The organism is Stenotrophomonas sp. GZD-301 (genome assembly GCF_049310345.1).
Lineage (GTDB): Bacteria > Pseudomonadota > Gammaproteobacteria > Xanthomonadales > Xanthomonadaceae > Stenotrophomonas.
Genome location: NZ_JBMOWY010000042.1, coordinates 1 through 25,960, shown reverse-complemented (window position 1 = coordinate 25,960; position 25,960 = coordinate 1). Strand labels below are relative to the sequence as shown.

23 protein-coding genes are annotated in these 25,960 nt (G+C 67.1%); 11 read left to right on the top strand and 12 right to left on the bottom strand.

The genetic code is table 11. The features are described 5' to 3' along the window. Positions 1–164 precede the first annotated feature (164 nt). The 5 genes from ACO6VK_RS11560 to ACO6VK_RS11540 form a co-directional block, all read right to left on the bottom strand. Positions 165–1,088 carry an RDD family protein gene (locus ACO6VK_RS11560; protein ID WP_422507281.1) on the bottom strand — a complete coding sequence of 308 codons (924 nt, stop codon included), beginning with the start codon at positions 1,086–1,088 and terminating at the stop codon, positions 165–167. 48 nt (positions 1,089–1,136) lie between these two features. Beyond that, on the bottom strand, positions 1,137–1,880 hold the full coding sequence (locus ACO6VK_RS11555) for a GYF domain-containing protein (RefSeq protein WP_422507279.1): 744 nt from the start codon (positions 1,878–1,880) through the stop codon (positions 1,137–1,139). Positions 1,881–1,917: 37 nt separating this feature from the next. After that, entirely contained in the window at positions 1,918–2,391 is a 474-nt protein-coding gene (locus ACO6VK_RS11550) for a DUF494 family protein (protein ID WP_136004468.1), read from the bottom strand. A gap of 42 nt (positions 2,392–2,433) precedes the next feature. Further along, the gene (dprA, locus tag ACO6VK_RS11545; RefSeq protein ID WP_422507276.1) at positions 2,434–3,564 is read right to left on the bottom strand and encodes a DNA-processing protein DprA; all 1,131 of its coding nucleotides are present in this window, start codon (positions 3,562–3,564) and stop codon (positions 2,434–2,436) included. Positions 3,565–3,705: 141 nt separating this feature from the next. Next, the gene (locus ACO6VK_RS11540; protein ID WP_422507274.1) at positions 3,706–4,839 is read right to left on the bottom strand and encodes a LysM peptidoglycan-binding domain-containing protein; all 1,134 of its coding nucleotides are present in this window, start codon (positions 4,837–4,839) and stop codon (positions 3,706–3,708) included. 125 nt (positions 4,840–4,964) lie between these two features. On the opposite strand from ACO6VK_RS11540, the gene def reads away from it, so the two are divergent. The 5 genes from def to ACO6VK_RS11515 all read left to right on the top strand — a co-directional run bounded on the left by def (position 4,965) and on the right by ACO6VK_RS11515 (position 11,017). Continuing rightward, entirely contained in the window at positions 4,965–5,477 is a 513-nt protein-coding gene (def, locus tag ACO6VK_RS11535) for a peptide deformylase (protein WP_422507272.1), read from the top strand. Between the two features lie 99 nt (positions 5,478–5,576). Continuing rightward, positions 5,577–6,500, top strand: a complete 924-nt coding sequence (gene fmt / locus ACO6VK_RS11530) for a methionyl-tRNA formyltransferase (RefSeq protein WP_422507270.1) — start codon at positions 5,577–5,579, stop codon at positions 6,498–6,500. Position 6,501: 1 nt separating this feature from the next. Continuing rightward, on the top strand, positions 6,502–7,842 hold the full coding sequence (gene rsmB / locus ACO6VK_RS11525; RefSeq protein ID WP_422507268.1) for a 16S rRNA (cytosine(967)-C(5))-methyltransferase RsmB: 1,341 nt from the start codon (positions 6,502–6,504) through the stop codon (positions 7,840–7,842). A gap of 25 nt (positions 7,843–7,867) precedes the next feature. Then, a complete protein-coding gene (locus tag ACO6VK_RS11520; protein ID WP_422507266.1) occupies positions 7,868–9,589 on the top strand; it encodes an ArnT family glycosyltransferase in 1,722 nt (573 codons plus the stop codon). Between the two features lie 111 nt (positions 9,590–9,700). After that, positions 9,701–11,017 carry an O-antigen ligase family protein gene (locus tag ACO6VK_RS11515; protein ID WP_422507264.1) on the top strand — a complete coding sequence of 439 codons (1,317 nt, stop codon included), beginning with the start codon at positions 9,701–9,703 and terminating at the stop codon, positions 11,015–11,017. Here the strand turns inward: ACO6VK_RS11515 and ACO6VK_RS11510 are convergent. Beyond that, positions 10,975–11,793: a glycosyltransferase family 2 protein gene (locus tag ACO6VK_RS11510; protein ID WP_422507262.1), complete on the bottom strand. Its 819-nt coding sequence runs from the start codon at positions 11,791–11,793 to the stop codon at positions 10,975–10,977. The two genes, ACO6VK_RS11515 and ACO6VK_RS11510, sit on opposite strands and share 43 nt — an antisense overlap. Between ACO6VK_RS11510 and ACO6VK_RS11505 the strand changes: the two genes are divergently transcribed. Continuing rightward, positions 11,792–12,850, top strand: a complete 1,059-nt coding sequence (locus ACO6VK_RS11505) for a CDP-glycerol glycerophosphotransferase family protein (RefSeq protein ID WP_422507307.1) — start codon at positions 11,792–11,794, stop codon at positions 12,848–12,850. The genes ACO6VK_RS11510 and ACO6VK_RS11505 overlap by 2 nt on opposite strands. 34 nt (positions 12,851–12,884) lie before the next feature. Here ACO6VK_RS11505 and ACO6VK_RS11500 read toward each other — a convergent pair whose 3' ends face one another. The 4 genes from ACO6VK_RS11500 to ACO6VK_RS11485 form a co-directional block, all read right to left on the bottom strand. Next, positions 12,885–14,408 (bottom strand): PH domain-containing protein, encoded by a 1,524-nt coding sequence (locus ACO6VK_RS11500; RefSeq protein ID WP_422507260.1) that lies wholly within the window; start codon positions 14,406–14,408, stop codon positions 12,885–12,887. After that, positions 14,405–14,920: a PH domain-containing protein gene (locus ACO6VK_RS11495; protein WP_422507258.1), complete on the bottom strand. Its 516-nt coding sequence runs from the start codon at positions 14,918–14,920 to the stop codon at positions 14,405–14,407. The genes ACO6VK_RS11500 and ACO6VK_RS11495 overlap by 4 nt, the downstream gene beginning before the upstream one ends. 82 nt (positions 14,921–15,002) lie before the next feature. Further along, positions 15,003–16,139, bottom strand: a complete 1,137-nt coding sequence (gene ribA / locus ACO6VK_RS11490) for a GTP cyclohydrolase II RibA (protein ID WP_422507256.1) — start codon at positions 16,137–16,139, stop codon at positions 15,003–15,005. 68 nt (positions 16,140–16,207) lie between these two features. Beyond that, entirely contained in the window at positions 16,208–17,125 is a 918-nt protein-coding gene (locus tag ACO6VK_RS11485; RefSeq protein ID WP_422507254.1) for a lauroyl acyltransferase, read from the bottom strand. Between the two features lie 118 nt (positions 17,126–17,243). Between ACO6VK_RS11485 and dtd the strand changes: the two genes are divergently transcribed. The 5 genes from dtd (at position 17,244) to ACO6VK_RS11460 (ending at position 24,969) form a co-directional block, all read left to right on the top strand. Next, on the top strand, positions 17,244–17,684 hold the full coding sequence (dtd, locus tag ACO6VK_RS11480) for a D-aminoacyl-tRNA deacylase (protein ID WP_422507252.1): 441 nt from the start codon (positions 17,244–17,246) through the stop codon (positions 17,682–17,684). 89 nt (positions 17,685–17,773) lie between these two features. Then, entirely contained in the window at positions 17,774–19,624 is a 1,851-nt protein-coding gene (rpoD, locus tag ACO6VK_RS11475) for an RNA polymerase sigma factor RpoD (protein ID WP_422507250.1), read from the top strand. A 277-nt stretch (positions 19,625–19,901) separates the two neighbouring features. Then, on the top strand, positions 19,902–21,302 hold the full coding sequence (yjjJ, locus tag ACO6VK_RS11470; RefSeq protein ID WP_422507248.1) for a type II toxin-antitoxin system HipA family toxin YjjJ: 1,401 nt from the start codon (positions 19,902–19,904) through the stop codon (positions 21,300–21,302). Positions 21,303–21,640: 338 nt separating this feature from the next. Next, complete coding sequence (locus ACO6VK_RS11465; RefSeq protein ID WP_422507246.1) at positions 21,641–23,323, top strand: hypothetical protein; 1,683 nt, start codon at positions 21,641–21,643, stop codon at positions 23,321–23,323. Positions 23,324–23,502: 179 nt separating this feature from the next. Further along, complete coding sequence (locus ACO6VK_RS11460; RefSeq protein ID WP_422507244.1) at positions 23,503–24,969, top strand: hypothetical protein; 1,467 nt, start codon at positions 23,503–23,505, stop codon at positions 24,967–24,969. A 218-nt stretch (positions 24,970–25,187) separates the two neighbouring features. Here ACO6VK_RS11460 and ACO6VK_RS11455 read toward each other — a convergent pair whose 3' ends face one another. Together ACO6VK_RS11455 and ACO6VK_RS11450 are read right to left on the bottom strand one after the other, a co-directional pair. After that, complete coding sequence (locus tag ACO6VK_RS11455; protein ID WP_422507242.1) at positions 25,188–25,394, bottom strand: hypothetical protein; 207 nt, start codon at positions 25,392–25,394, stop codon at positions 25,188–25,190. Continuing rightward, positions 25,391–25,777 carry a hypothetical protein gene (locus ACO6VK_RS11450; protein ID WP_422507240.1) on the bottom strand — a complete coding sequence of 129 codons (387 nt, stop codon included), beginning with the start codon at positions 25,775–25,777 and terminating at the stop codon, positions 25,391–25,393. The genes ACO6VK_RS11455 and ACO6VK_RS11450 overlap by 4 nt, the downstream gene beginning before the upstream one ends. Positions 25,778–25,960 lie beyond the last annotated feature (183 nt).

Below are 25,960 nucleotides of genomic sequence, written 5' to 3'. Positions count from 1 at the left end.
GGGAGGGCGCTAGGGTGGAGCAAATGGCCGCATTAGTGAAGGGCAGCGGGCGATATCCATAAACTGAACGCCCGGGTATGCGCCGGGCGTTCAGCTTTCCTGCCTATTAGAGGAATCACGCCGGAGCCGCCCGTGTCAAGCGGCCCGGTGTGAGGGCGGGCCTGTCAGGCCATTGCGGCCAGCACCCCGACCATCGCCACGGCGGCGATGATCAGGACCAGCGTGGACAGGCCAGCCAGCACCAGGATCACGATCGTGACGGTACCCAGTTCACGGTTTTGCAGGTGCGCGTTCTCGGTGAACGCCCACTTGTCGACCACCACCGTGTCGCACATCAGGTCGTGCAGCGCCTGCTTGCGTTCGGTGAAGGCGGCCATCAGGTAGCCGATCATCAGGGTCAGGGTGCTGACGAAGGTCGCGAAGTAGCGGCCCACCGCGCGGCCGCGGGTCAGGCGCTGGCCATCGCTGCGCACCACCTTGATGCCCACCGCCATCTTGCCCAGCGTGGCGCCGCCGGCCGAGGCGTGGAACTCGGCGTAGTACACCAGCGAGATCACGATGCCGAGCAGGCCGCCGACGATGTCCGAGGTGCTCGACCCGGCGTCCGCCCCCGCCATCGCACCGATGGCCAGGCCGAAGATGGCGCCGACGATGCCGCCGATCACCGCGCCGCAGAGGGTGAGCACCACGTAGTCGATGAAGTAGGCCGCATACCGCTTCCAGAAGCCGGCATAGACCACCTCGCCGCCGTGCACCACGCCTGCACCGGCATAGGCGCCGGTACTGGCCGGCGCGCTGTACGGCGAGTAGGTGCCGCCGCCGGTGCCCGGCAGCGGGGCGGTGCCGTTCTCGATGGCGGTGTAATCGCCGCGCAGGTCGAACCCGCTGCCGAGGTTCTCGGTGGCGTTGGTCAGGTTCTGCAGCTGCAGTTCTTCAGTCACATCGCCCAGCGCCTTCCATTGGTCGAAGCCTTCGCGCCACACCAGCGTGGTGAGGCTGATCTCGCCGCGCTGGAAACGCAGGCGCAGGTCTTCGGCGGGCAGCGGCCCCTGGCGTTGTGCGCCGTCGGCGAAATACCACTCGGTCATTGCATGTGTCCCCTGTTGCTCTCGTCCGTGGAAGAAGTAAGGCGTTGCTCAGCCGCGGCAGACCGTCGGCAGATACTTGTCGTCCGCGCCGCCGGTGCATTCCCAATGCCGGCTGTCGCCGTCGTAGTCCAGCCACAGCAGCGTGCCGTCCAGGCCGGTGCTGCCGGGAATCGACAGTTCGGCCTCGATGCCGCAATGGTTGTTGTCGAAGCGGCCGATGCGCAGCGCGGCGATGCCGTCCAGCGCGTAGCCATCGGCCGGCAGGAAGCCCTCATCGTCGTTGACCGGGCATTGGCCGTTGGCAGCGACGAACTCTTCCACCTGGGTCTTGATCGGCGCCAGTGCAACGTAGGCGGCGCTGGCCTTCGCGCGGTGGGTGTAGTCCTGGTAGGCCGGCAGGGCGATCGCCGCCAGAATGGCGATGAGCACCAGTCCGCCCACGCCGAGGACGGCCGCGACGATGCCGGCGATGGCGCAGCCGGACAGGCTCTTCTGCGGCACGGCCACCGGCTGTGCCGGCGGCGGCTGGCTGGCATAGGGGCCGGCCGGAATCTGCGGGGGGAGCTGGGCGGCCGGGATGTCGGTGTCGACCGCGGTCGGCGCGGGGCTCGGCGCCTGCACCAGGCCGATCTCGTCGGCCACGGTGCGCAGGGCCTGCCACTGCGGCATGCCATCGCGCCAGACCAGCGTATCCAGCGCGATGCGGCTGGACTGGAACAGCGCGATCAACTCATCAGACGTCAGCGGCCCGCGCTGCTGACGATTTCCTTCTGCATAGAACCACTCGCTCACGGTCCGCTCCTGAATGCGCAAGGCGCTCAGTGTACGGTCAGTGGAGCGGTTCCGGTTCGTCGATGAACATCTGGGTTTCCATCCAGGCGTAGGCCGCCTCGGCACCGGGCTGGTTGAACAGCACCATCAGCACCACCCACTTGAGGTCGTCCAGGTCCAGTTCGTCCTGGTCCAGGGCCATCGCACGGTCGAGCACCAGCTCGCGCTGGCCGGCATCAAGGATGCCGTGCTGCTCCAGAAACAGCACGAAACCGCGGCATTCCACATCCAGCTTGTCCAGTTCCGGGCCGTGGTAGATCCGGACCGGACCGTCCACACGCGGCTGGGCCACGGCCGGGCGCTGTTCGGCCAGGGCGTCGAGCCAATCGAAGGCTTTGTTGATCTCTGCGGGGCTGAAGCCCGCCTGTATCAGGCTGTTCTGGAGGGTGTCGCGATCGCGCACAAGGTCCGCGTCTTCGCTGAAGTAGTGTTCGAACAGGTACAGCAGGACATCCAGAATGCTCTCTTTCATTGCCCCTCGGCCTGCGTCCATGACGCTGTGGAGGTGAAGAAACTAGGGTTTTCGACAGTAGCGGCCATGCATGGCCATTACCTTTCCGTCCAGTTCCATGACCAGCAGCATGGCCGACAGCCGGGCCGCCGTCAATCCGCTGCGTTGGATCAAGGAATCCATACCTGTTGGGTCATGGTCCAGTGCCTGCCACAAGCACTGGTAGTCGGGGTCGGAGGAGGGGGCGGCGCTCACGCGGCCTGCCCGTGCCTGTTCAGTGGGGGTGCCCAGGCGCGTTCGCAAGGCCTGGGCGAGGGTCTGGGCCAGGGGATTCAGGCCCGCGACCACTTCGTCCACGGTTTCCACCAGCGCGGCCCCCTGGCGGATCAGGCGATGGCAGCCGCGCGCGCGTGGGTTGCGCACCGAGCCGGGCAGGGCAAACACCTCGCGCCCGGCCTCGGCTGCCAGCCGGGCGGTGATCAGCGCCCCGGAGCGCTCGGCTGCCTCGATCACCAGTGTGGCCAGGGCCAGCCCGGCAATGATGCGGTTGCGGGCGGGGAACTGGCCCGCGTGGGCGGAGGTGCCTGGCGGGTACTCGCTGACCACCGCGCCCTCCATCGCGATCCGCGCCTGCAGGGCCGCGTGTCGCGGTGGGTAGGTGCGGTCCAGGCCGGTGGCGACCACGGCCACGGTGCAGCCACCGGGCTGGTCCAGCGCCGCCGCGTGCGCCCGGGCATCGACGCCGGCGGCGAGCCCGCTGATCACCGACAGTCCCTGCCGGGCCAGGCCCCCGGCAAATTCGGCGGCCAGCTCACCGCCCGCAGGGCTGGGGGTGCGGCTGCCGACCACTGCCACGCCAGGGTGCCACAGCCGCCCCGGCTGGCCCTGGACGAACAGCGCCAGCGGCGCCTGGGGCATCTGCCGCAGCAGGGGTGGGTAGTCGGCGTCGGTGCAGGCCAGCAGGTGGTGGCCGTCGTGCTCCAGCCAGCGCAGGGCCCGCAGGCGCGCGGCGGGATCGGGCGTGTGCAGCCGCCCGCATTGCGCGAGGTTGCAGCCGGCGGCCCGCCAGGCCGAGGGGCCTGCGGCCAGGGCACGTTCGGCATCGCCGTGGTCATGAAGCAGGCGGCGGCGGGGGCTGGCCGGGCCACCGGCCAGTACGAGCGTGAGCAGCGAGGAGGAGGCGGGGGCAGTCATCGGCCCACCGTAGGCCGGATGCGCCGACGGCGCCCTGGGGCGCCGTCGGAGTCTTGCGTAGGGATGTTCCGCGTACCGACCAGCGGTCGGAAGAGCGTACCGACCAGCGGTCGGAAGAGCGTACCGACCAACGGTCGGTACCTACAGGGCGTCCGGGTGCTTGGCTGCGTAGCCCACATGGACCGGTTTGACGCCCTGCATCACCAGCGCGTAGCTGACCTTGTCGAAGGTGCGGAACACCATCGCATGGGCGGCATACTCGTCGGGCAGGGTGACGCGCCCGGCGCCCGTGCTCAGCGCGTCGTCCATCCGCGAGGAGTTCGGGTACTGCATGCGGTGCGCGACGTGGCGACCCTGCCGCCACAGCGAGACCACCGTGCCGTTGTCCACGCCATCGGCGCGGCCGGCGGACAGGGCGATCACATCGCGCGGGCCACCGGCCGAGAACATGTCGGTGACGGCCAGGATGCGGATGTCCAGGCCCTCGATCTGGGCAGCGGGCACATGCGGGTAGAACTGCAGGTCGTACGGATTGGCTTCCACCGGCACCAGGCGGTCGCCGGCACGGACTTCGCGGCCGTCGACCCGGCCCTGCAGGGTCAGCGTGGTCACTTCCACGTTGCCGGTGGCCAGCCGCGTCACCGTGCCCACGTTGAGCTGGGCCAGCTCATAGCCCAGCGTTGCCTGGCGCTTGGTCGGGACGGTGAAGTCCTTCCAGAGGTTGCCGCTGCCGGGCATGACGTCGCCATTGGCGTTCAGGTCTTCGGTCGGCTTGGGCAGGGCATAGCGCACGGTCGGGCGGACCACGGCCCAGCGCTGGCCCACCTGGGCCTGGTCCAGGCCGCGCACGTAGGCGATCTGGCCGGTGGTGGCACGCAGGCGGTTGTCTTCCAGGCTGACCACGTAGGGCAGCGAGTCGATCTCATCGACCACGCTCAGCTGCTTCAGGAACGGCTCCACCTGGTCCAGCGGAATCGCATTGATCGGGGCCTCCTGGCGCGGGCCGGGCTGCTGGCCGACAACGCGATCCAGATAGGCCAGGCTCAGCACGTCGCCCGGATAGATCAGGTGCGGGTTCTTGACCTGCGGGTTGGCCTGCCAGATTTCCGGCCAGAGCCACGGTTTTTTCAGGAAACGCGCGGAAATGTCCCACAACGTGTCGCCTTTGCGCACGACATAGGTATCCGGGTGCCCGCCATTCATTTCAACGGCGGTAGCATAGGTAGCGACGGTCAGCATCGCCACGGCGACGACCGTACGAGTACGTTCAAACATGAGTGTGGTGCCTGATTCCCCAACAGGTGCCCGCACTATAGTCCAGAAACCGGGGCGCAGGGCAAGCGTTGGCGATAGAATCGCCCCATACGCGTTCCCAGCGGCGCCCCCTACCGGTATTTGTCATGGCCATCCTGCCTATTCTTGAGTTTCCCGATCCGCGCCTGCGCACCAAGGCTGCGTTGATCGAAGCCGCCGAAGTGACCACTCCTGTCTTCCAGGAGCTCATCGACAACATGTTCCACACCATGTACGAGGCCCCCGGCATCGGCCTGGCGGCCAGCCAGGTGGACGTGCACAAGCGCTTCATGGTGATCGACGTCAGTGAAGAGAAGGACACCCCGCGGGTGTTCATCAACCCCGAGATCGTCGCCAATGAAGGCGGCCAGGTGTACCAGGAGGGCTGCCTGTCGGTCCCGGGCATCTTTGCCGACGTCACCCGCGCCAACCAGATCACGGTGCGCTTCCTGGACCGCCAGGGCGTGGCCCAGGAACTGACCACCGACGGCGTGCTGGCCGTGTGCATCCAGCACGAGATGGACCACCTGGACGGCAAGCTGTTCATCGATTACCTCTCGCCGCTCAAGCGCGAGATGGTCCGCAAGAAGCTGGCCAAGCAGCGTAAGCACGTTGCCTGAGATGGTCGCGGAAACGGTGACGCGGCATGACCGCGTCCCGCTTCCGGTGTTGCGGCGCCGGCCACCGGCGCCGTTTTTCTTTCTGCAAGTGGGGTCGCCATGAGGATTGTCTTTGCCGGTACGCCGGAGTTCGCCGTCTCGTCGCTGCGGGCCGCCGCCCGCCACCATGAGGTGGTTGCGGTGTACACCCAGCCGGATCGCCCGGCCGGCCGCGGCCGTGGGCTGATGCCCTCGCCGGTCAAGCTGGAGGCGATCGCGCGCGGCATCCCGGTGTTCCAGCCGGAAAGCCTGAAGACCCCGGAAGCGCAGCAGCAGCTGCGCGACCTGCAGCCGGACCTGATGGTGGTGGTGGCCTATGGCCTGATCCTGCCCAAGGCCGTGCTCGCCATTCCCACCCACGGGTGCTGGAACGTGCATGCCTCGCTGCTGCCGCGCTGGCGCGGTGCCGCGCCGATCCAGCGCGCGATCCAGGCCGGCGACGCCGAGACCGGGGTGTGCCTGATGCAGATGGAGGCCGGCCTGGATACCGGCCCGGTGCTGCTGCGCCAGCACACGCCGATTGCCGCGGGCGAGCTGGGTGGCCAGCTGCACGACCGCCTGGCCGAGCTCGGTGCGCAGGTGCTGTCCGATGGCCTGGGCCTGCTGCGTGCCGGCATCAAGCCGATCGCCCAGCCGCAGCCCGAGGCCGGCGTGACCTACGCGCACAAGCTGGACAAGGCTGAGGCCCGGCTGGACTGGGCACAGGATGCCCAGCAGCTCGAACGCACCGTGCGTGCCTTCAATCCGTGGCCGATTGCCGAAGCGCAGCTGGCCGGCGAGCGCGTGCGCATCCACGGCGCGGTGGCGCTGCCCGACAACCAGGGCAAGGCCCCCGGCACCCTGCTGGCGGCGGCCCGCGAAGGCATCGACATCGCCTGCGGCCAGGGCGCGCTGCGCCTGCGCGTGCTGCAGCGTGAGGGCGGCAAGGCAATCACCGCGGCGGACTACCTCAATGCCCGCCGCGACCTGACCGTGGGCGCCTGAGATGGCCCATCCCCGGCAGGAAAAACAGGCCCCGCAGCGCGCTGCGATGGCACCCGGCGTGCCCACCCGCGTGCTGGCCGCCAAGGTGCTGGCCCAGGTGATCGGCCGTGGCCGCTCGCTCAAGGCCGAGCTCGCCACCGCCTTGCCCACGCTCGATGACAGCCGCGACCGTGCGCTGCTCGAAGCGCTGTGCTTTGCGGTGCTGCGCCGGCGAAACGCGTACGACGCGGCGCTGGCGCAGTGGATGCAGCGCCCGCTGAGCGTGCGCGAAGACGAACTGCGCGCGCTGCTGCTGGTCGGGTTCGCCCAGCTCGATGCATTGGAACTGCCGGCGCACGCTGCGCTGTCGGCCACAGTCGACGCCGCGCGCGCGCTGGGGCGCGAACGCCAGGCCGGCATGGTCAACGCGCTGCTGCGCCGCGCCCAGCGCGAGGGCATCCCCCCGCAGCCGGCCCGCGAGGCATTCCCGCTGTGGATGGCCGGCAAGATCGAACAGGACTGGCCGGACCAGGCCGACGCCGTGTTCGAGGCCAGCCTGCAGCCGGCGCCGTTGTGGCTGCGGGTCAACCGCCAGCACGGCGACCGCGACACGATGCTGCAGCGGCTGGAGGCGGCCGGCATCGCGGCCGAGGCCTCGCCGATCGCGCCGGACGCGATCCGCCTGCCAACCCCGGTGGCGGTATCGGCCCTGCCGGGCTTCGCCGAAGGCGCCTTGTCGGTCCAGGACCTGTCGGCCCAGCAGGTCGCCGACGCGATGGCGCTGCGCCCGGGTATCCGCGTGCTGGACGCCTGTGCCGCGCCGGGCGGCAAGTCCGCGCACCTGCTCGAACGTGACCCCAGCCTGCAGCTGCTCGCGCTGGACATCGATCCGCGCCGGCTCAAGCGCATTGGCGAGACCTTCGCGCGCACCGGCGTTGGCGAACATGCGCAGGTGCGTGCCGGCGATGCGACCGATCCGGCCGCGTGGTGGGATGGCCAGCCGTTCGACGCGATCCTGCTGGACGCGCCGTGTTCGGCCACCGGCATCATCCGCCGCCAGCCCGATGTGCTGCTGCATCGGCGCGAGACCGATATCGAGGCGCTGGTGGCGCTGCAGGCCCGCCTGCTGGACGCCTGCTGGACGATGCTCGCACCCGGCGGCACGTTGCTGTATGCCACCTGCTCGATCCTGCGCGAGGAAAACCAGTTCCAGGTTGAGGCCTTCCTGCAGCGCACGCGCAACGCCGGCTTCCTGCCGCTGGGTGACGCATTCGGCCACGACTCCTGGGCCGGGCGCCAACGCCTGCCGGGTGAAAACGGTGCTGACGGCTTCTTCTATGCGCGTCTGCTAAAGAAGGGATAGGCCAACACCGCTAGAATCGCGCCCCATGCTGAAATCCCGCGCGTCCCGAGAGTTCTGGTTGCTCGCCCTGATGGCCCTGCTTGTGCTGGGGGCCGGTCTTGGCCTGCGCGATCCGTGGCCCTCCGATGAACCCCGCTTCGCACTGGTCGCCAAACAGATGGTGACCAGTGGCGACTGGCTGTTCCCGCACCGTGGCACCGAGCTGTACTCGGACAAGCCGCCGATGCTGATGTGGTCGCAGGCGAGCCTGTACCGCCTGATCGGCGACTGGCGCATCGCGTTCCTGCTGCCGTCGCTGCTGGCGGCGCTGGGCACGCTGGCGTGCGTCTACGATCTCGGGCGTCGCCTGTGGACGCGGCGGGTAGGGCTGTACGCGGCGTGGGCGCTGCTGTTCGCGGTGCATTTCACCTTCCAGGCCAAGAAGGCGCAGATCGATCCGCTGGTGGTGTTCTTCATCACCCTGGCCAACTACGGCTTGCTGCGGCATCTGCTGTGCGGGCCTGCATGGCGATGGTGGTGGCTGGGCTGGTTCGCGGCCGGGCTGGGGGTGATCACCAAGGGCGTGGGCGTGCTCGCGCTGCTGATGATCGCGCCGGCGGCAGTGGCGTCGCTGCTCGGGTGGCCGCGGGTCCGGCTGCACGTGCGCGATGTCCGCTTCTGGCTGGCACCGCTGGCGTTCGTGCTGGCCATCGGGATGTGGTTCGTGCCGATGGTGTTGACCGCGCTGGGCAGCGGTTCGGCCGAGTACCGCGCCTACCTGGACGACATCCTGTTCCGCCAGACCGCCAAGCGTTACGCGCAGTCCTGGGATCATCACCAGCCGTGGTGGTACTTCCTGGCCACCATGCCGTCGATGTGGCTGCCTGCCTTCCTGGTCCTGCCGTGGGCGGTTCCGGCCTGGTGGCGGCGGCTGCGGCGGCGCGATCCGCGTTACCTGGTGCTGCTGGGCTGGTGGCTGCTGATCGTGCTGTTCTTCTCGATCCCGCACGGCAAGCGCGATGTCTACATCCTGCCGGCGTTGCCGATGTTCTGTCTGGCGCTGGCGCCGCTGCTGCCCGGGCTGCTGCGGCGGCGCGACGTGCAGTGGGTGATGGGCGCCTTCACCGCCGTGCTGGCGCTGGCCCTGCTGGGCGCGGGCATCGCCATGCTGGGAGGCGAGCCGGGCTTCGAACGCAGCCTCATCATCAAGCGCGGCATCGACACCACCGTGACCCGCGGCCTGGCCTGGATCGGCATCGCCCTGGGCTGTGGCGCGGTGATGAGCCTGGTGTTCAGCGGGCGCCGCCGGTTCCACCTGGCGGCCATCGCCACGCTGGCGATGGCCTGGGTGGCCTACGGGCTGATCGGCTACCCGCTGTTCAACGATTCCAGTTCCGCACGCGGGCTGATGCAGCAGGTTGGCCAGCGCATCGGGCCGGATGCGGAACTGGGCCTGGTGGCCTGGAAGGAACAGAACCTGCTGATGGCCGACCGCGCGGCTACCACCTTCGGCTTCAACCGGCGCTGGGACAACCAGTTGCGCGACGGCGTGCAGTGGCAGGCGCAGGCGCCTGCGCAGCGCTGGCTGCTGGTGCAGGAGGACGCGCTGCTGGGCTGCGTTGACCGCGACAGCGCCGCGCTGGCCGGGGTGGCCAATCGGCGTCGTTGGTGGTTGGTGCAGGCCAGCGATATCCGCGGTCCCTGTACGGCCACGCCGGCTGAACAGAAGCGCGAACGCGAGTTGCACAGAATCGATGGCGATGAGTGAAGATAGCCGGGGTCGCCGGGCCGTCCAGGTCCGTGATCCGCTCCGTGGGCGCCGGTCGCGCCGGTCGTGTCAGTGGGCCTTGCGGCCTGGGCGTGGTACTCGAGGTTGGCAATGAAGCAGCAAGGCGCGTCCAGCACGATCGACGTGGTGTCATTCCCGCCCTTGCAGGGCCGCCTTGGCGTGGCGCATTGGGTGGCCAACATCGGCCTGTTCTGCCTGCCGGCGCTGATCCTGAGCGTGCCGCAGAATCTGCTGCCGTACGGCCTGCTGCTGTTGCTGGGCAGCCTGCTGGCGCCGCTTGAGCTGTGGCGTGCGCGGGCCATCGCCGGTCGTCCGCTGGTGGTGCTGGGCTGGCTGATGCTGGCGGTGATCGCGCTGTCGCTGATGTCGATGGTGCTGTTCGACCAGGGCCTGCGCGACATCGACAACCGCTCGCGGTTCGTGGTGATTCCCTGGATCATCCTGTGGGTCTGCGCGCTGCGCCCGGCGCTGCACTGGCTGTGGGCCGGGTCGCTGGTGGGGCTGCTGGCGGTGCTGGTGCTGTCGGTGGTGCAGGTGATGGGCGGGGCGCCCCGCGCCGAGCTGAGCACCAATGCGATCGTGCTGGCCGACATCGTGCTGATGCTGATGGTGCTGCTGGTGTTCTGTCGCCCGCACCATCGCTGGCCGTGGGTGATCGTGGGCATGATCGCCGGCTGCGCGACAATCGTGTTGAGCGGCAGCCGTGGGGTATGGCCGGCGCTGCTGGCCCTGCTGGTAGTGATGGCGATGAGCCTGCGCTGGCGGACCGGCCGGGCGCGGCTGTCGGTGCTGCTGGCCCTGATGGCGATCGGCGGCACGCTCGCGTTGACCATCCCCAGCCTGCGCGAGCAGGTGCGCCTGACCGAACTGCAGCACGACGTGGTGCGGATGGAGCGCGGCGACAGCGACTCCTCGGCCGGCGCCCGCGTCGAGCGCCTGCAGGTGGCCTATGAGACCTTCTTCGACCACCCCCTGATCGGGGTGGGGATCGGCCATTTCGACAGCGCCATGCTGCGCCTGCCGGTATGCCGTGAGGACCCGGATGAGCCGCGCTGCCACCTGGGCCATGCGCACAACGACCTGGCCGAGTGGTCGGCCACCCAGGGCGTGCCCGGGCTGTTGCTGCTGCTGGCCGTGTATGGCGTGCCGCTGCTGGTGTTCGCCGGGCTGCACCGGCGCAGTGGCCAGATCAGCTTCCGTGGCCCGGCCGCGGCCGGGATCATGATCGTGGTGGCCTACGCCCTGTGTGGCCTGACCCAGTCGATGTTCGCCCACCAGATCACCGCGAGCTTCTACGTCACCATCGTCGCCCTGCTGGCCGGCCTGTCGGTCCTGCAGGGGCAGGCCCACCGCCAGCGCCGGGGTCAGGCCGGCGGCGGATCACGGGGCGGGTCGGCCACCGGCTGACCGATCTGCAGCATCCACAGCATGATGGTCTTCTGGCGCACGTAGTTGGCGCGCACATAGGCGTACACCAGCCCATGCCAGCCATCGCGGAACCCGCCGCGGAACAGCCAGCCGCGCCAGAAGCGCCACGCCGGGGCCAGCACCAGCTTGCCCAGGGTGGCGCGCTTGCCGCGGGCGAACTCGTGTTCGGCCATCATCCGCGCATAGCGCTGGGTCTTGTTGAGCTGCTGCTCCAGCGAGCGGTAGGGGTAGTGGATCAGGTCGCCACGCAGGGTGCCGACGGTCCCGTCCACACTGGCCGCCTCGTGGATCTCGCGCTTGCCGCGCCAGCCGCCGTGGCGGCGGTCGAACAGCCGCATCACCCGGTCCGGATAGGCGTTGCCGTGGCGCAGGAACTTGCCGAAGTAGGCCGACAGCCGCGCGAACCGGTAACCGTGGTGGCCGGCGAACCCCCCGGCCTGCGCGGCCTGGATCGAGGCGCGCAAGGTGTCGTCGATGCGCTCGTCGGCGTCCAGGCACAGCACCCAGTCGTGGCTGGCCTGCGCGACGCAGAAGGCCTTCTGGCTGCGGAAGCCGTCGAACGCGCGCTGCAGCACGCGGGCCCCGGCGGCGCTGGCGATGGCCACAGTGGCATCGGTGGAATGGGAGTCCACGACGATGATCTCGTCGCAGAAGGCCAGCGAGGCCAGGCAGTCGCCGATGCGGTCGGCTTCATTGAACGCGATAATGCAGGCCGAGATGCGAGGCCGTTCAACGGGAGCGGTCGTGGAGGACATGATGGCCGAGTACCTGCTGTTTGCGACGGAACGCTATGCGTTGCCTATTCTCGCTCCACTGGCCGAGGCGTTGCACGCATCCGGGCAATCGGTGTCGACCTGGTTCGTTGACGGCGCGGCCGGCGCGACGCTGCCGGGCGTGCCCGGGGTGGACCTCAAGCAGGCGCTGGCGCTGCGTCCGCGCGCGGTGTTCAGCGCCGCCAACTGGGTGCCGCCGTTCATTGCCGGGGCCAAGGTGCAGGTCTTCCACGGTTTCAACGTGCAGAAGCGCGACAGCGCGCGCGGCCACTTCCGGGTGCGCGGGCTGTTCGACCTGTATTGCACGCAGGGGCCGGCCACCACCACCCCGTTCCGCGACCTGGCCGCGCGCGACGGCCACTTCGCCGTTGCCGAAACCGGCTGGCCCAAGCTGGACCCGCTGTTCCGCGACGATGGCGGTCTGTCGGCGGCGCTGCGCGCGCCCGCGCAGGGACGTCCGGTAATCCTGTTCGGCTCGACCTTCACCGAACGGTTGAGCGCGGCACCGCACCTGTACGACCCGATCGCCGCCGACATCGCCCGTGGCGACCGCTACTGGCTGCTGACCCTGCACCCCAAATGCCCGCCTGAGCTGTTCGACCGCTACCGCGCGCTGGCCGGCACCAACGCCGCCTTCATCGAGCCCGAACAGGTGATGGCCGCGCAGCGGGCGGCCGATGTGCTGGTGTCGGACACCTCATCGATCGTGTCCGAGTTCGTGGTGCAGCACAAACCGGTGGTGACCTTCCGCAACCGCGTGCCGCAGCCGCACATGATCGACTTCGACGATGCGGCGCAGCTGCCGACCCTGCTGGACCGCGCGCTCGCCCCGGAGCCGGCCCTGATGGCCGAGATCCGCCGCTACGCCGATGCCATCCATCCCTATCGCGATGGCCGGTCCAGCGAGCGGGTGATCGCGGCCACCGAGGACTTCCTCGCGGGCACGCTGGGCCGTCTCACGCGCAAGCCGTTCGGCGCCTGGACGCGGGGCCTGCAGATCCGCCGCGACCTGGGCTATTGGGGGCCGGCCAGACGGTGACGTTGGGCCTGCGCGCACCTGCGCGCGGCCGCGATTACCAGCGCAGCCGGCGCCTGGCCAACGCGTCGCCCAGCCGCGCCTGCACCGCGCGGGCCTCGGCCTCGGGCAGGTAGCGCAGGCACAGCGCCACGCTGCCGCCGGCACCGGCGGTGTCCAGCCACAGACTGGCCGTGCCCAGCCAGCGGTCCAGCGGCGAGCGTGACAGGCGCAGCGCCTGCACCTTGTCCACCTCGGCGAACCGCCACCAGCGGTGCCACCAGCCGCCGCGGACGGCCACCAGCGTGTCGTCCATGTAGTAGCCCATGCGCGCCACATGGCGCCGCGCGCTGAACGCCGACCACGGCAGCCACAGCAGTACCAGCAGGCCCCACGGCTGGTCTTCCCACAGGGCGCCGGCGGCCAGCAGCGGCACGATCACCAGCGCCGGCAGGCACAGTCGCCACCAGCTGCGCCGTTCCACCGGCTGCCACGTGGCCGGCGGCCACTGCGCGTGCGGCAGCAGGTGCTGCACCAGCGCATCGCAGGCGGCCGGCGTGGCCAGCGGCGCCAGCTCGCGCAGGTCGCGGCGTTCGCCACCGCCGGGGGTGCTGGCGGCGATGTCGATGCCCAGGTGGCGGCGCCCGAACAGGCGCTGCAGCGGGCTCTCGCGCAGGGTCCAGGCCTGGATGCGGCGGCGTGCCACGCTCGCGCGCAGGCGGGTCAGCAGGCCACTGGATACGGTGAGGCGGCGGTCCTGCTCGCTCAACTGGAAGCCGTGGTAACGCAGGAAGGCCAGCGTCACCGACAACACCCGCAACAGCAGCCAGAACGCCAGCAGCGCGAACGCGCCTGCCGCGACCCACATCCACGTGCTCGGATGCAGGTGACTGGCGTAGCCAAACGCCTGCCGCCCGCCGTTGTCGAGTACATCGGAGACCGTGCCGCTCGGCACGAACTGCATCACGGCGCCCACGGCGGCCAGCACCACGACCCAGCCACGGTCGGACAGCAGCCCGATGCGCAGCACGTCGCGTGTGCCCAGCCGCAGCAGCACCGGGTCCGCAGGGAGCGGGGGCGGTTCGGTCGCGCCAGTCACGGTGGCGGCCACCGTCGGCTGCCCGCGCTGGCGCACCAGTGCTTCCAGTGCGAGCGCCTGGTCCAGCCGCAGCACGCGCATCTCCGCTTCCGGCCGGTTGCCGCCGGCCGATTCCAGCTTCAGCTCGGCCACGCCGAACAGCCGGTGCAGCGGGTTCTGGTGCACCACCACGTTGTGGATGCGTGCGAACGGGATCTCGCGGCGGTTGCGCGAGATCACGCCGCTGCGCACGGTGATGGCATCGCGCCCGATGCGGTAGCGATAGGTCAGGAACTGCAGCAGGGAGTACGCCACCAGCCCCACCACGACGATCAGCGGGCCCAGCGTCAGCCACAGCTCACTGCGGTCGCCGCGGTTGCCGAATACCACCAGCGCTACCAGCGGCAGCAGCGACTGGCGCAGCTGCATCAGCAGCACGAACAGCCACGACCACGGATGCAGGCGTTGTTCGGGTGCGGGAATCTCGGGCGGCGAGGTGCTCACAGTGCGTCGTCGTCCTGGTCGAGCTGGTGGGCGAGGGTGTCGCGCAGGCGCTCGGCATCGGCCTGGTCCAGGCCGCTGATCGAGACCGCGCTCATGCGGCTGCCGGCGGTGTGCACCACCAGCGTGGCCAGCCCCGCGCTACGCTCGATCGGTCCGCGACGCAGGTCCAGGTGCTGCACGCGTGAGATCGGTACGTGGGTTTCCTGCTGCCACAGCAGCTCGCGACGCAGGCCCAGCCCGCGTGCATCCAGGCGCCACGACGTGCGGCGCTGGCGGCGGTAGCCGAGCACCGCGCCGATCAGTGCGCCCAGCAGCACCATCGCGGCCACCCCCCACCAGCGCCCGGGCAGTGCCAGCAGGAACCAGCCGGCGCCGAGCGCGCCGCCGAGCAGCAGGGCCCCGGTCAGCGCGCCGCTGGCTGCGGCAAGGGAGGCCGCGCGCAGCGGCAACGGCTGCCAGGCTGCCGGAAGCGGCAGCGCAGGCGGCGCGACGGGTTCGATGGACTCGGTCAAGGCAGGGCGCTCGGCGTGGACAGGGCCGGACGCCCGCGTCAGCAACCGGCGCCCGTGGCGCAGACGGTAGCAGGTTGCCCGGTTACTGCGCGGCCTGGATCAGCGCGTCCACATCGAGCAGGTGGCCCGCACGTTCGGCCTTGGTGCGCAGGTAGTGTTCGTTCTCGACGGTGATGTCGCCGGTGACCGGCACACACTCCACCACCTCGATACCGGCATGGCGCAGGCGCTGGGCCTTGGTCGGGTTGTTGCTCAGCAGCTGCACCCGCGACACTCCCAGGCCCTGCAGCATCGCCACCGCGCTGCCGTAGCGGCGCTCGTCGGCGCCGAAGCCGAGCTGCGCATCGGCGTCGATGGTGTCCAGGCCATCGTGCTGGTAACCGTACGCGCGCATCTTGGCGGCGATACCGGTGCCGCGCCCTTCCTGGTCCAGGTACAGCAGCACGCCGCCGCCGAGGTCCTTGAGCTTGCGCAGGCCGCGTCGCAGCTGATCGCCGCAGTCGCACTTGAGCGAGCCGAACAGATCCCCGGTCAGGCAGGACGAGTGCACGCGTACCGGCACCACGCCGGACAGGTCCGGGGTGCCGACGATGATCGCCACCTGGTCGCGCTGGGCGACGCCGCCGCGAAACACCGCGAACTCGGTCATGCCCACCTCGCGCAGCGGCACCGGCGAGCGCGCCACCAGCTCGTAGGCGTGCGCGGCCTGCTCGGCGCCCTGGTGCAGGTCGCACAGCGAGACCTGCGCGCAGCCGTCGAAGCGGGTATCGGCCGGGTCCAGCAGCACGCCGACCGTGGCCGGCAGCAACAGGCCCAGTCGCGCCACTTCGATCGCACCGTCGTCCAGGGCCTGGCCGGCGCTCCAGCCCGGCGGCATCGCCTCCGGTTCGCGCAGGTAGCCCAGCGACGGCAGCGCATCGAAATCGATCCCGGCCAGCGGCACGCGCGCGCCGTGCTCGGCGGCCACGCCCAGCACCCGTGCGCGGGTGGCGGTGAGGAACAGGTAGTGGTGGCCGGCCGCGGCCTCGGCAAACGCACCGAAGCTGCTGCGGGTGCTGCTGTCCAGGGCGATGAACGCCAGGCGTTGGCCGTGGCTGTCATCGATCACCACCGGGCGGCCGGCGCGCAGCTCGGCCACCGCGCGTTCGCAGCGGATCGCGGCCGGATCGCCGAACAGGGAAGAAGCAGCATCAGACATGGCAGGGGCCGTGGGGGACATCGTGGGTTCCACAGTGGGGACGGAGGGCGACGATTCCAATCGCGCCCAGGCGCGACACAGCGTCGCATTCAGTGCGGATGTTCCTCGGTGGCGTAGGGGTCCACTTCGCCGCTTTCCGGCGGCCGCAGCGTGTAGCGCTTGTAGGTCCACTGGTACTGGCTGGGGTCGCGGCGGGCGATCCGTTCGATGCCGGCATTGAGCGCGCCGGCGGCGGTGCGCGGGTCCGGGTCGGCCACCGTGGGCGGGGCCGCCTCGATGTGCAGCGCGAACTGCATGTCCGGGCCGGTCCGTTCGCACCAGCCGTATAGCACGGTCGCGCCGGTGCGCTCGGCCAGCCGGTTGACCAGGGTCATGGTCAACGCCTCGATGCCGAAGAAGGGCGCGAACACGCCGTCGCCGGCCTTGGGCTGCTGGTCGGGCAGAATGCCGGTGGCCCCGCCGTCCTTGAGCACCTTGAACAGCTGGCGCACGGCCGGGCCTTCCGCACGGACCTGCTGCACGTTGTCGCCGCCACGCACCAGCTGCAGGAAGGCGTCGCCCACCGCTGCATCGGGCGCCTTGTAGACGATGGCAATGGGCCCGCGCGAGGCCAGCCACTGGTTCAGCAGCTCCCAGTTGCCGTAATGCGGGGCGGCCACGATCACGCCCTTGCCCGAGGCCAGCGCGGCGTCGTACAGGGCCTCGCCGTGGCGCTCGGTCAGGCAGGCCAGGTTGCGCTCGCGGGGCTGGGTCCACAGCCGCAGCGTTTCGATGGCCTGCATCGCGGTCGAGCGCAGCACCGCCTTGTGCAGCACGGCCCGGTCGGCCGGCGCCAGCGCGGGGTAGGCCAGTTCCAGGTTGCGCCGGGTCACCCGGCTCTCGCGGGCGTTGAGGCGGATCCACAGCCACGCCAGGGCGGCGGCGAACCCGCGCAGCCAGGACCAGGGCAGGCGGGTGAACAGGGCAGCGGCGCGATAGGCCAGGCGGGCGGTGGTATGCGGTTTCATCACGTGGAAGTCTAGCCGCTGGGCGATGCGCGGGCACCCGCAGGGCGCCCGCGGTCCGGATCGCCAACCGCCCATCCAGGCTCTAAGGTAGTCCGCCCCCTGCCACGGAAGCCTTGCCATGCTTGTCCTGATCCAGCGCGTCAGCGAAGCCAGTGTCCGTGTCGACGATGCCGTGGTCGGGCAGATCGGGCCGGGCCTGCTGGCCCTGGTCGGCATGGAGCCGGGCGACACCGACGCGCAGATCCGGCGGATGGCCGATCGTCTCCTTGGTTACCGTGTCTTTGGCGATGAGGGCGGAAAAATGAACCGGTCGCTGCTCGATACCGGGGGTGGCCTGCTGCTGGTCAGCCAGTTCACCCTGGCGGCAGACACCGCCAGCGGCATGCGGCCGGGCTTCAGTACCGCTGCCGCGCCTGCGGAGGCTGAACGTGGATTCAACCGGTTGGTCGAAACATGCCGTCAAAAGCACGCCCCAGGGGTGGAAACCGGGCGTTTCGGTGCCCATATGGTTGTCAGCCTGGTCAATGACGGTCCCGTGACCTTCCTGCTCAGACCCTAGCCCCGGGACCACCGCCCGGGAAGCCGGGGCGCCGGGCTGGTATAATGCTAGGTTCTATTCCCTCTCCCAGCCGGTGGCGCGAGCACTACATGGCCAACGAACGTCCTGCCCAGCAAAACGACATCAAGCTTCTGATCAGCAAGGGCCTGGAACAGGGCTACCTGACCTACGCCGAAGTCAATGACCACCTGCCCGACGACATCGTCGACCCGGAGCAGATCGAAGATATCATCGGCATGATCAACGGCATGGGCATTGATGTCCATGAAGTTGCGCCCGATGCCGAAACCCTGTTGCTCAACGATGGCAACACCGGCAACCGCGAAGTCGATGACACCGCGGCCGAAGAAGCCGCCGCTGCGCTGAGCGCGCTCGACACCGAAGGTGGCCGCACCACCGACCCGGTGCGCATGTACATGCGCGAAATGGGTACCGTCGAGCTGCTGACCCGCGAAGGCGAAATCGCCATCGCCAAGCGTATCGAAGAAGGTCTGGGCCAGGTCCAGGCCGCGCTCGGCACCTTCCCGGTGTCGGTCGAAACCCTGCTCGCCGATTACGACGCGCACAAGGATGGCAAGAAGCGCCTGGCCGAAGTGATCGTCGGCTTCAACGACCTGGTCGAGGAAGTTCCGGCCCCGGCCGTGGCCGAAGACACCAGCGATGACGCCGACGACGACGCCGACGAGGACGACGACGACGACGTCGACGCCGAGGAAGACGCCGGCCCGACCGGCCCGGATCCGGAAGAAGTCGCGCGCCGCATGCAGGCGCTGAGCGATGCCTACGCCGCGTTCAAGAAGGCCGCCGCCAAGGGCGACCGCAAGCCGCTGGCCAAGCTGCGCGACGACATGGCTGCCGTGTTCGTGACCCTGAAGCTGCCGTTGCCGCTGACCGATGTGCTGGTCAAGCAGCTGCGCGACGTGATGGCCGACATCAAGTCCCACGAGCGCCGCGTGCTGAACCTGGCGACCGTGACCGCGCGCATGCCGCGCAAGGACTTCATCCGTTCCTGGGAAGGCAACCAGACCAACCTGGAATGGGTGGAAGACGCCCTCAAGCGCAAGCAGAAGTGGTCCTCGGCCCTGCGTGATGTGAAGGATCAGATCATCGCCGAGCAGCAGGCCACGATCGATATCGAGAAGACCACCTGGCTGGAACTGGAAGAGCTGAAGGAAATCAGCCGGGCGATGGCCTACGGTGAAGCCAAGGCGCGCAAGGCCAAGAAGGAAATGGTCGAGGCCAACCTGCGCCTGGTGATCTCCATCGCCAAGAAGTACACCAACCGCGGCCTGCAGTTCCTCGACCTGATCCAGGAAGGCAACATCGGCCTGATGAAGGCCGTGGACAAGTTCGAGTACCGCCGCGGCTACAAGTTCTCCACGTATGCGACCTGGTGGATCCGCCAGGCCATCACCCGTTCGATCGCTGATCAGGCGCGCACCATCCGTATTCCGGTGCACATGATCGAAACGATCAACAAGTTGAACCGCATTTCCCGCCAGATGCTCCAGCAGTACGGCCGCGAGGCCACGCCGGAGGAGCTGGCCAAGGAAATGGACATGCCGGAAGACAAGATCCGCAAGGTGATGAAGATCGCCAAGGAGCCGATCTCGATGGAAACCCCGATCGGCGACGACGAGGATTCCCATCTGGGCGACTTCATCGAGGACACCAATGTGGAGTCCCCGATCGAGAACACCACCAACATCAATCTGTCTGAAACCGTGCGCGACGTGTTGGCCGGCCTCACCCCGAGGGAAGCCAAGGTGCTGCGCATGCGCTTCGGCATCGACATGAACACCGACCACACCCTCGAGGAAGTCGGCAAGCAGTTCGACGTCACCCGCGAGCGCATCCGCCAGATCGAAGCCAAGGCGCTGCGCAAGCTGCGTCACCCGAGCCGCTCCGAGCAGCTGCGCAGCTTCCTGGACATCGATTGATGTCTGCGTTGGTGCGTAGATGAAAAAACCCCGCTTCGGCGGGGTTTTTTTATGGGCGGCCTGCCGGTAGAGCCGACCGTTGGTCGGCTGCGCGTGCGCAGCGCAGCATGGCAACCGCCCTGCGGGTTCGTAACGTAATTCGTAACATAAAAATGGACTGGCAGGCGGGCAGCAAAAGTAAAGTAGCCGTGATATCAAACAGATAGAAACGGCTCCACTTGCGAGTGGCCATATTTACGTCTATATATTCGTAACATAATTCGCCCGAATGCCCCGCATGGCCCGTCCCACCCGCCACACCGTCCAGGCGCTGCTCGACCACCTTCCTGCCGGCGAGGTGGTGGCGGCCGCCGCGCTGGCCGAGCGCCTCGGCGCCACCCGGATGACATTGAGCCGCCTGGTGGCCGACGCAGGTGACCGCGTGGTCCGCCTGGGGCGAGGCCGCGCCACGGCCTATGCCGCCCGTCGTGTCACCGGCGCCGGCAGCGAATGGCCACTGTTCCGCCTGCGCCCCGACGCGAGCCTCGAAGAGCTGGGAACGCTCGTCGCCGTCAGCGGCGATGCCTTCCACCTGGACGTCGGTACCGCGCGGCCCAACCTCAGCCGCGCACCGGACGGCACCGTCGATGGCTGGTTCCCCGATATCCCGTGGTTCCTGGACGACCTGCGCCCGCAGGGGTTCCTCGGCCGCACCTTCGCCCATCGACGCGCCCGGGCTCTCGGCGTGCCCGACGATCTCAACCGCTGGCAGCAGGGCGACATCCTGCAGGCGCTGGTGCGCGCCGGGGGCACCGGCGTCGGCGACCTGCTGCTGGGGGGCGACGCCGTCGCTGCGGCACTGGCCGAACTGGACGCGCCGCCGGACAGCGTCCAGGCCGACCATCGCGCCCGCGACTATCCCGCGCGCGCGGCGGCCGTGCTGGAAGGCGAAGACGTCGGCTCCTCGCCCGGTGGCGAGCAGCCCAAGTTCACCGCCACCGTGACGCACAACGGTCACCGCCAGGCAGTGCTGGTGAAGTTCGCCCAGCCCACCGCCGGTGAGGCTGCCGAGCGCTGGGCCGACCTGCTCGTGTGCGAGCACCTCGCGCTGCAGTGCCTGCGCGATGCGGGCGTGGATGCGGCCGTTTCCGAACTGCTCCAGACCAGCACGCACACCTTCCTCGAGGTGCAGCGCTTCGACCGCACGCCGGACGTGCTTGGCCGGCGCGGCTTCGTGTCCCTGATGTCGCTGACGGCGGCGTTCGTGGGAGACGTCACGCAGGACTGGGCACGCGCGGGCGAGCAGCTGCAGGCGCAGGGCTGGGTGACGGCCGCCACCGCCACCCATATGGCCCGACTGCATGCCTTCGGGCGCCTCATCGGCAACAGCGACATGCACCACGGCAACCTCGGCTTCCATCTGGCCGACCGCGGCCCGCTGCCGCTGGCGCCCGTCTACGACATGCTGCCCATGTCGCTGGCTCCCTCGCGCACCGGCGTGCTGCGCGCGGCCGCACCGCTCGGGCCGGTTGCGCCAGAGCGCAGTGGCCAGCTCGCGCACCTGCAATGGGCCGCGCCGGTGGCGCTGGATTACTGGCAGCGGCTGACGGCCTCGTCACTGCTGCGCTCGCCCGCCTCGCTCGCGCTGGCAGCGGAGAATGCACGGCAGGTCGACGCGATGCGCCACCGCTTCGGCTGAGGGGGGTGTGGCGTCGCGGGGCATGCCCGCAGGCAGTGGCAGGGCCGGGCGCGGCTCTACTACACTGTGCGGCCGCAAGGGCCTATAGCTCAACGGTTAGAGCAGAGGACTCATAATCCAGCGTCATGTCGTTGCAAATTGTTGCCTAACCTAGGAAAACACGCTCAAAAGCTGTGTTTTTCCGAATTTTGCCCTGCGGCCTAGCATCGTTAAATTGCGTATATTTGCGCCGAATTTCCGGCAGCCTTACACCGGAAATACACCGACGCCCGTCATTTGCATCCGGCCCGCCAGTAGCGCATCGTCTTCGCTAGAACCATGGCCAAGGAGGCAGCGATGTGAGCAAAGTCAGTGACGATGAGATTCTTCACGCCGCGTTAGAGCCCAACTTCTGGCGCGCCTTGCTGGATCAGACAGACAGGCGATCCCTCTTGGATCCGGAGACGGCAAAATCACTGGCTGCGTTGCATAACGCGTCAATGCTTGATCTGGTGAGCCTGTCGGCAGACGCTATCGCGCTTGAGGGGCAAGAGTTTTTCTTTGCCCTTCATTTAATTTCTTCGTTTCTTCCATCAATAGATGCAGATCAGAACGCTGTCAAAGATGCCGTTCTGGGGCTCCATTCGAAGGCAAGTCCGGACCTGGTGGTGAGTAGTGTCCTAGATGCATTCGGAAAGTGGGCGGCGAAAAGGCAAGGCCACCTCGATACACTCATCAATATGGCGCGCGGTGGCGATGCGGGTGCCTTGGAGCTCCTGCCGCAGCTGATCAACGCGTCAAATGATGACGCGTTGGTCGCAAGGCTGCTTCAATCGACCGACAATAGAGTCGTTACCGGAGCCCTGCTCGCGCTTAGTTGGAAGGAGCCGTCTGAGTGCACTAGAGGCGAAATCGCTGGGCGGCTGCTCGCCTTAACCTCACGCAGGGAAGAGGATGGGATTGCGCGCAGGCTGCTCCCGGCCGCTGTGTCGGTGCATTCAGGTCCTCACGAGAGTGGTCTTTCGGAGCTTCTAGCTGCCTATGAAGCGGGCGGCTCGCTCGCAGACCTTTACTCTGCAACTGAAGCGCTATCGCGTTATGCACGACGAGGAGGTGTCGCGCACACTCGACAGCTAATCGGGGTGATCGAAGCAGCTGTCTCTAACCACCCTGCAGGCCTGCCTGCCGTGCTGTCGGCATTCACTCACCTGGCCACCACCAAATCTGTAGCTATTGCTGGGGAGTCAATCCGGCGACTGTCGTCGATGGGAGTCCCGGAAGAGGTTCGTCCTGCGTTTAAGTCGATCGTCGCAAGCATCGTGGCTAATAGAGATCATGCGCCGCGTGTAATCGCTGACTGGCTCGCGTATGGCGATATCGCCATTCTTTCTACTCTGAGCGAAGTCATCGGAATCGAGGAGACACCCGCAACGGCGCTCAAGGTGGATTTCAGTGAGATCCCGTCTGATCGGTGGAACCGTGCAGCGTATGCTGCAGCAGGATGGCTGTTCACGAATCAGTTCGTGGCAGTCAACTGCCTCCTATGGATGCTTAAACACTCGGTCACTGCAGAAGAAAAATCGCTTCCGAAGGCTCTGCTCGACGATGTGTTTCTGAAGAACTACGGTGGGGTGTTCGAAATGCTCTGCGGGTTGGATGAGGCGGACACTCAAGCTATGGGCTTGTCTGAGGTGGTCCTGGGAGAAAGAGAACGCCTCAAGAACTTGGAAAGTCTTGACTTGCCGGAGTTGCAACCCTCTGAGCAGATGAACTTCATTCGTCGCGAAATTGATGAGCGATCATTCCAAGCCGCCGGTGATGCCGTTGAGCCTTCGGCCTTAATGGCTATCTTCCCAACGACCCAAATTCTTTACGGAACGTCGGTCATATCGTCTTTCAATCAGCTTGATGGGGATCCCGGCTACCGGGAGATAGCGATGAACACTTTCAGCATTCAATTTGAGCGGCCAAGGATGTTGACCCTAGATCCTCTAAAGTTGGACATGATTCTGTTGAAATGTAGGAAAAGGGGGCTCCAATGAAGGTTCTTCTACTTGACTATCTCTCGTCTCTGCGCGAACGCGACGAGCTGGATGCAATTTTTCCTGACCTTTTGGCTGAGCACGGGTTTGAGGTTTTTTCCAGGCCAGGCCGTGGAGGGGCCCAGCGAGGCGTAGACGTAGGAGCAACCCGCGTAGAAGAGTCGGGGCGGGTAGTGTACTTGTTCACCATCAAGCCCGGCGACCTCACGAGATCCGACTGGAATGCGTCCACGCAGGCCGTAAGGCAATCATTGGAGGAAATTTTAGAAGTCTACATCCCCAATCGTCTGCCTGACGAATACCGGAATGATCCGGTAGTTGTCTGCATTGTCATCGGAGGTGCGATGAGTGAGACGGTTCGCGAAATGTTTACCGGTTTCTGCCGGATGCATCGCAATGCGCGTGTGGAGTTCAGTGAGTGGAATGGCGAACGACTGGCCGGCATGCTGATGAGTGGCAATCATGGTGAGTCGATAATCGTTAGGGCGCTCCGTAGTCCGCTTCAGAAGTCTATCGCGATGGTGGATTTCCCGGACATCTCAGAACAACATTTCAAGGAACTTGCATCACTTATCAAGAATGCGGCCGATGACGATGCCGGCTTAATTCGCGCCGCCCTGCAGATAAACGTGTGTGCCTGGATGATCTACGCATGGTGCAGACAGGCCGGTAATATGGAGTCTGCGCTTCGTGCTAGTGAGGTCTCGCTGATCACATTGTGGTCACTTGCCTGCAAGGCTGAGGGTGGGCCCGTTAAAGCCAAGATGAGGCAATCCTTTTCTAGATCCGTGGAAATGCATCTTCAGGTCTTTGAAACTTTCTTCGAGGACCGTATCCGACCTGTGATGAGCTCGCCGGACTGGTTGGCTAGAGCAGTCGGTTCGAGAAGCCCTGTGGACGGCAGCCTAATTGGATATCGTCTATTAGGAAGGTGCGCGATAGCTGGGCTCTGGCGCCGCTGGCTGGAGGATGAGGGTCGCTCGGTTGCCGGGTTCCGCAATGCAGCGAGTTACCTTGCAGATGCCGTGGATATCTGGGAGCGGAACCCCGTTCTCGTACTTCCAATTGCAGACTTCCAGTCTGGTAGCGTCGGTAGCGTAATGCTGCTTTCGGCTGCATGCAGGAACGAAGATTCGCGACTAGCTGCCATTGTCGGAGAGATGATAGCGCGGTTGAATTTTGCCCTCGTCACTCGAACGCGATACCCAACTGTGTTTACTTCATACAGTGACCTTGCAATGCATCCGAAGGGCAAGGACGACAGGTACTTTGAACGGGCCGGCGGCGGCAGCACTCTAGTCCCCTTGGTCGCCTTGTTCTGCCGTGCCAAGGGGCTTGCTGCTGAGCTTGGCATGCTATCAGAGATCATTGGAAAGCATTGGCCAAAGGTCTCGTTGCAGCTGTGGATGGCCGACACGTCGAGCGAAGATGGTTTGCTCCAAGAGTTGGACAACCATGGTAAAGCGGTGCTTATTGAATACGGGACTGGCTTGACGGCCGTCCAGCGTCAATTGGCTGCGGCGCTTCGTACAAATGAAGACTATTCGAAGCTGAGCATGATCTCTGGGTCCGTCTCACCCCTCCTGGCTCTATGCTGCACAAGGATCGGATTGCCGCTACCCGCTCAGTTGATCGCTGACGTCTGATCATCGGGGCAATTGGCAGCCCATATAGGATGTAATTGGCTGTCCTGCAGCCTTTGCCAGTCTCGGTGTGACGCGATGGTCTAAATATCGCGCGTCATGCACTGTTTCTTTGGGCAACGCGGTGCGCCGGTCACCGGCATGAGGTTGCGGATCCGCCTGGTGCCGGTCCGGGCTGCAGGTGTTGTTGGGGACACCGCCTGCTGGTCCCTCCCTTCTGGCTAATCGGCCAGCAGCACCGCCGGATTCGCGTCAGCGCGGCGAGGGATGCTCTTTCCCTCGGCAGCGACTTGGCGGATGTACGCTTCTTCCTGGCGCTCCAACTCAAGCAGGCGCGCTTCGAGCTCTTTCCTGGCGTCCTCGTCCGCCACGGTGAGGACGCCCTGATAGAGCGCCTTAACTTCGTCGTAGAGGCGGGCCCGGATCACAGCGTCTTCTGTAGGTGAGCTTCAGCGGACTTGAACGCCACCACGTCACCGCTTGTGAGTTCGAATTCCTCATGCGCGGCGGCCACGACGGCATTCACGGCATCAATGGCGGCCAGATGGCGCCTCAGCTCGGTAAGCCGATTCTCCCGGTGCTGGTCTAAGGTCTTGCCACCAGTGGCGCGACCTTGGCCGATGTGTGCCTCGCGGCCACTGGAGCTTTCTGCCTCGATCTGCACTTGCTGCTCGATTTCCTTCCGGTGAGCGCTGAGGTCGCGACTCCGCTCGCTCAGAGCGCGGCGAACTGCGAAATGGATATCGCTACGGATCCGCAACTGCTCAAGCTTGATGAGAGTTTGTGGGACGTCACTGGTTGAATCGGCCACGACTAGCTCCTCAGGTTTGTTGCGAAAGCGGAAAGTCCCTCGGGCTTGGCCGCCAGTGCCCGCTGAAAGGCGCGTAGGCAGCGAAGCGCCTTTACGAGCAGCTCAGCCGGGGGGGGGGGGGGGGGGGGGGGGGCGAAAAAAACGCAACAACCTGTGGAGCCGTCGCTCACCCCTTAGGACCCG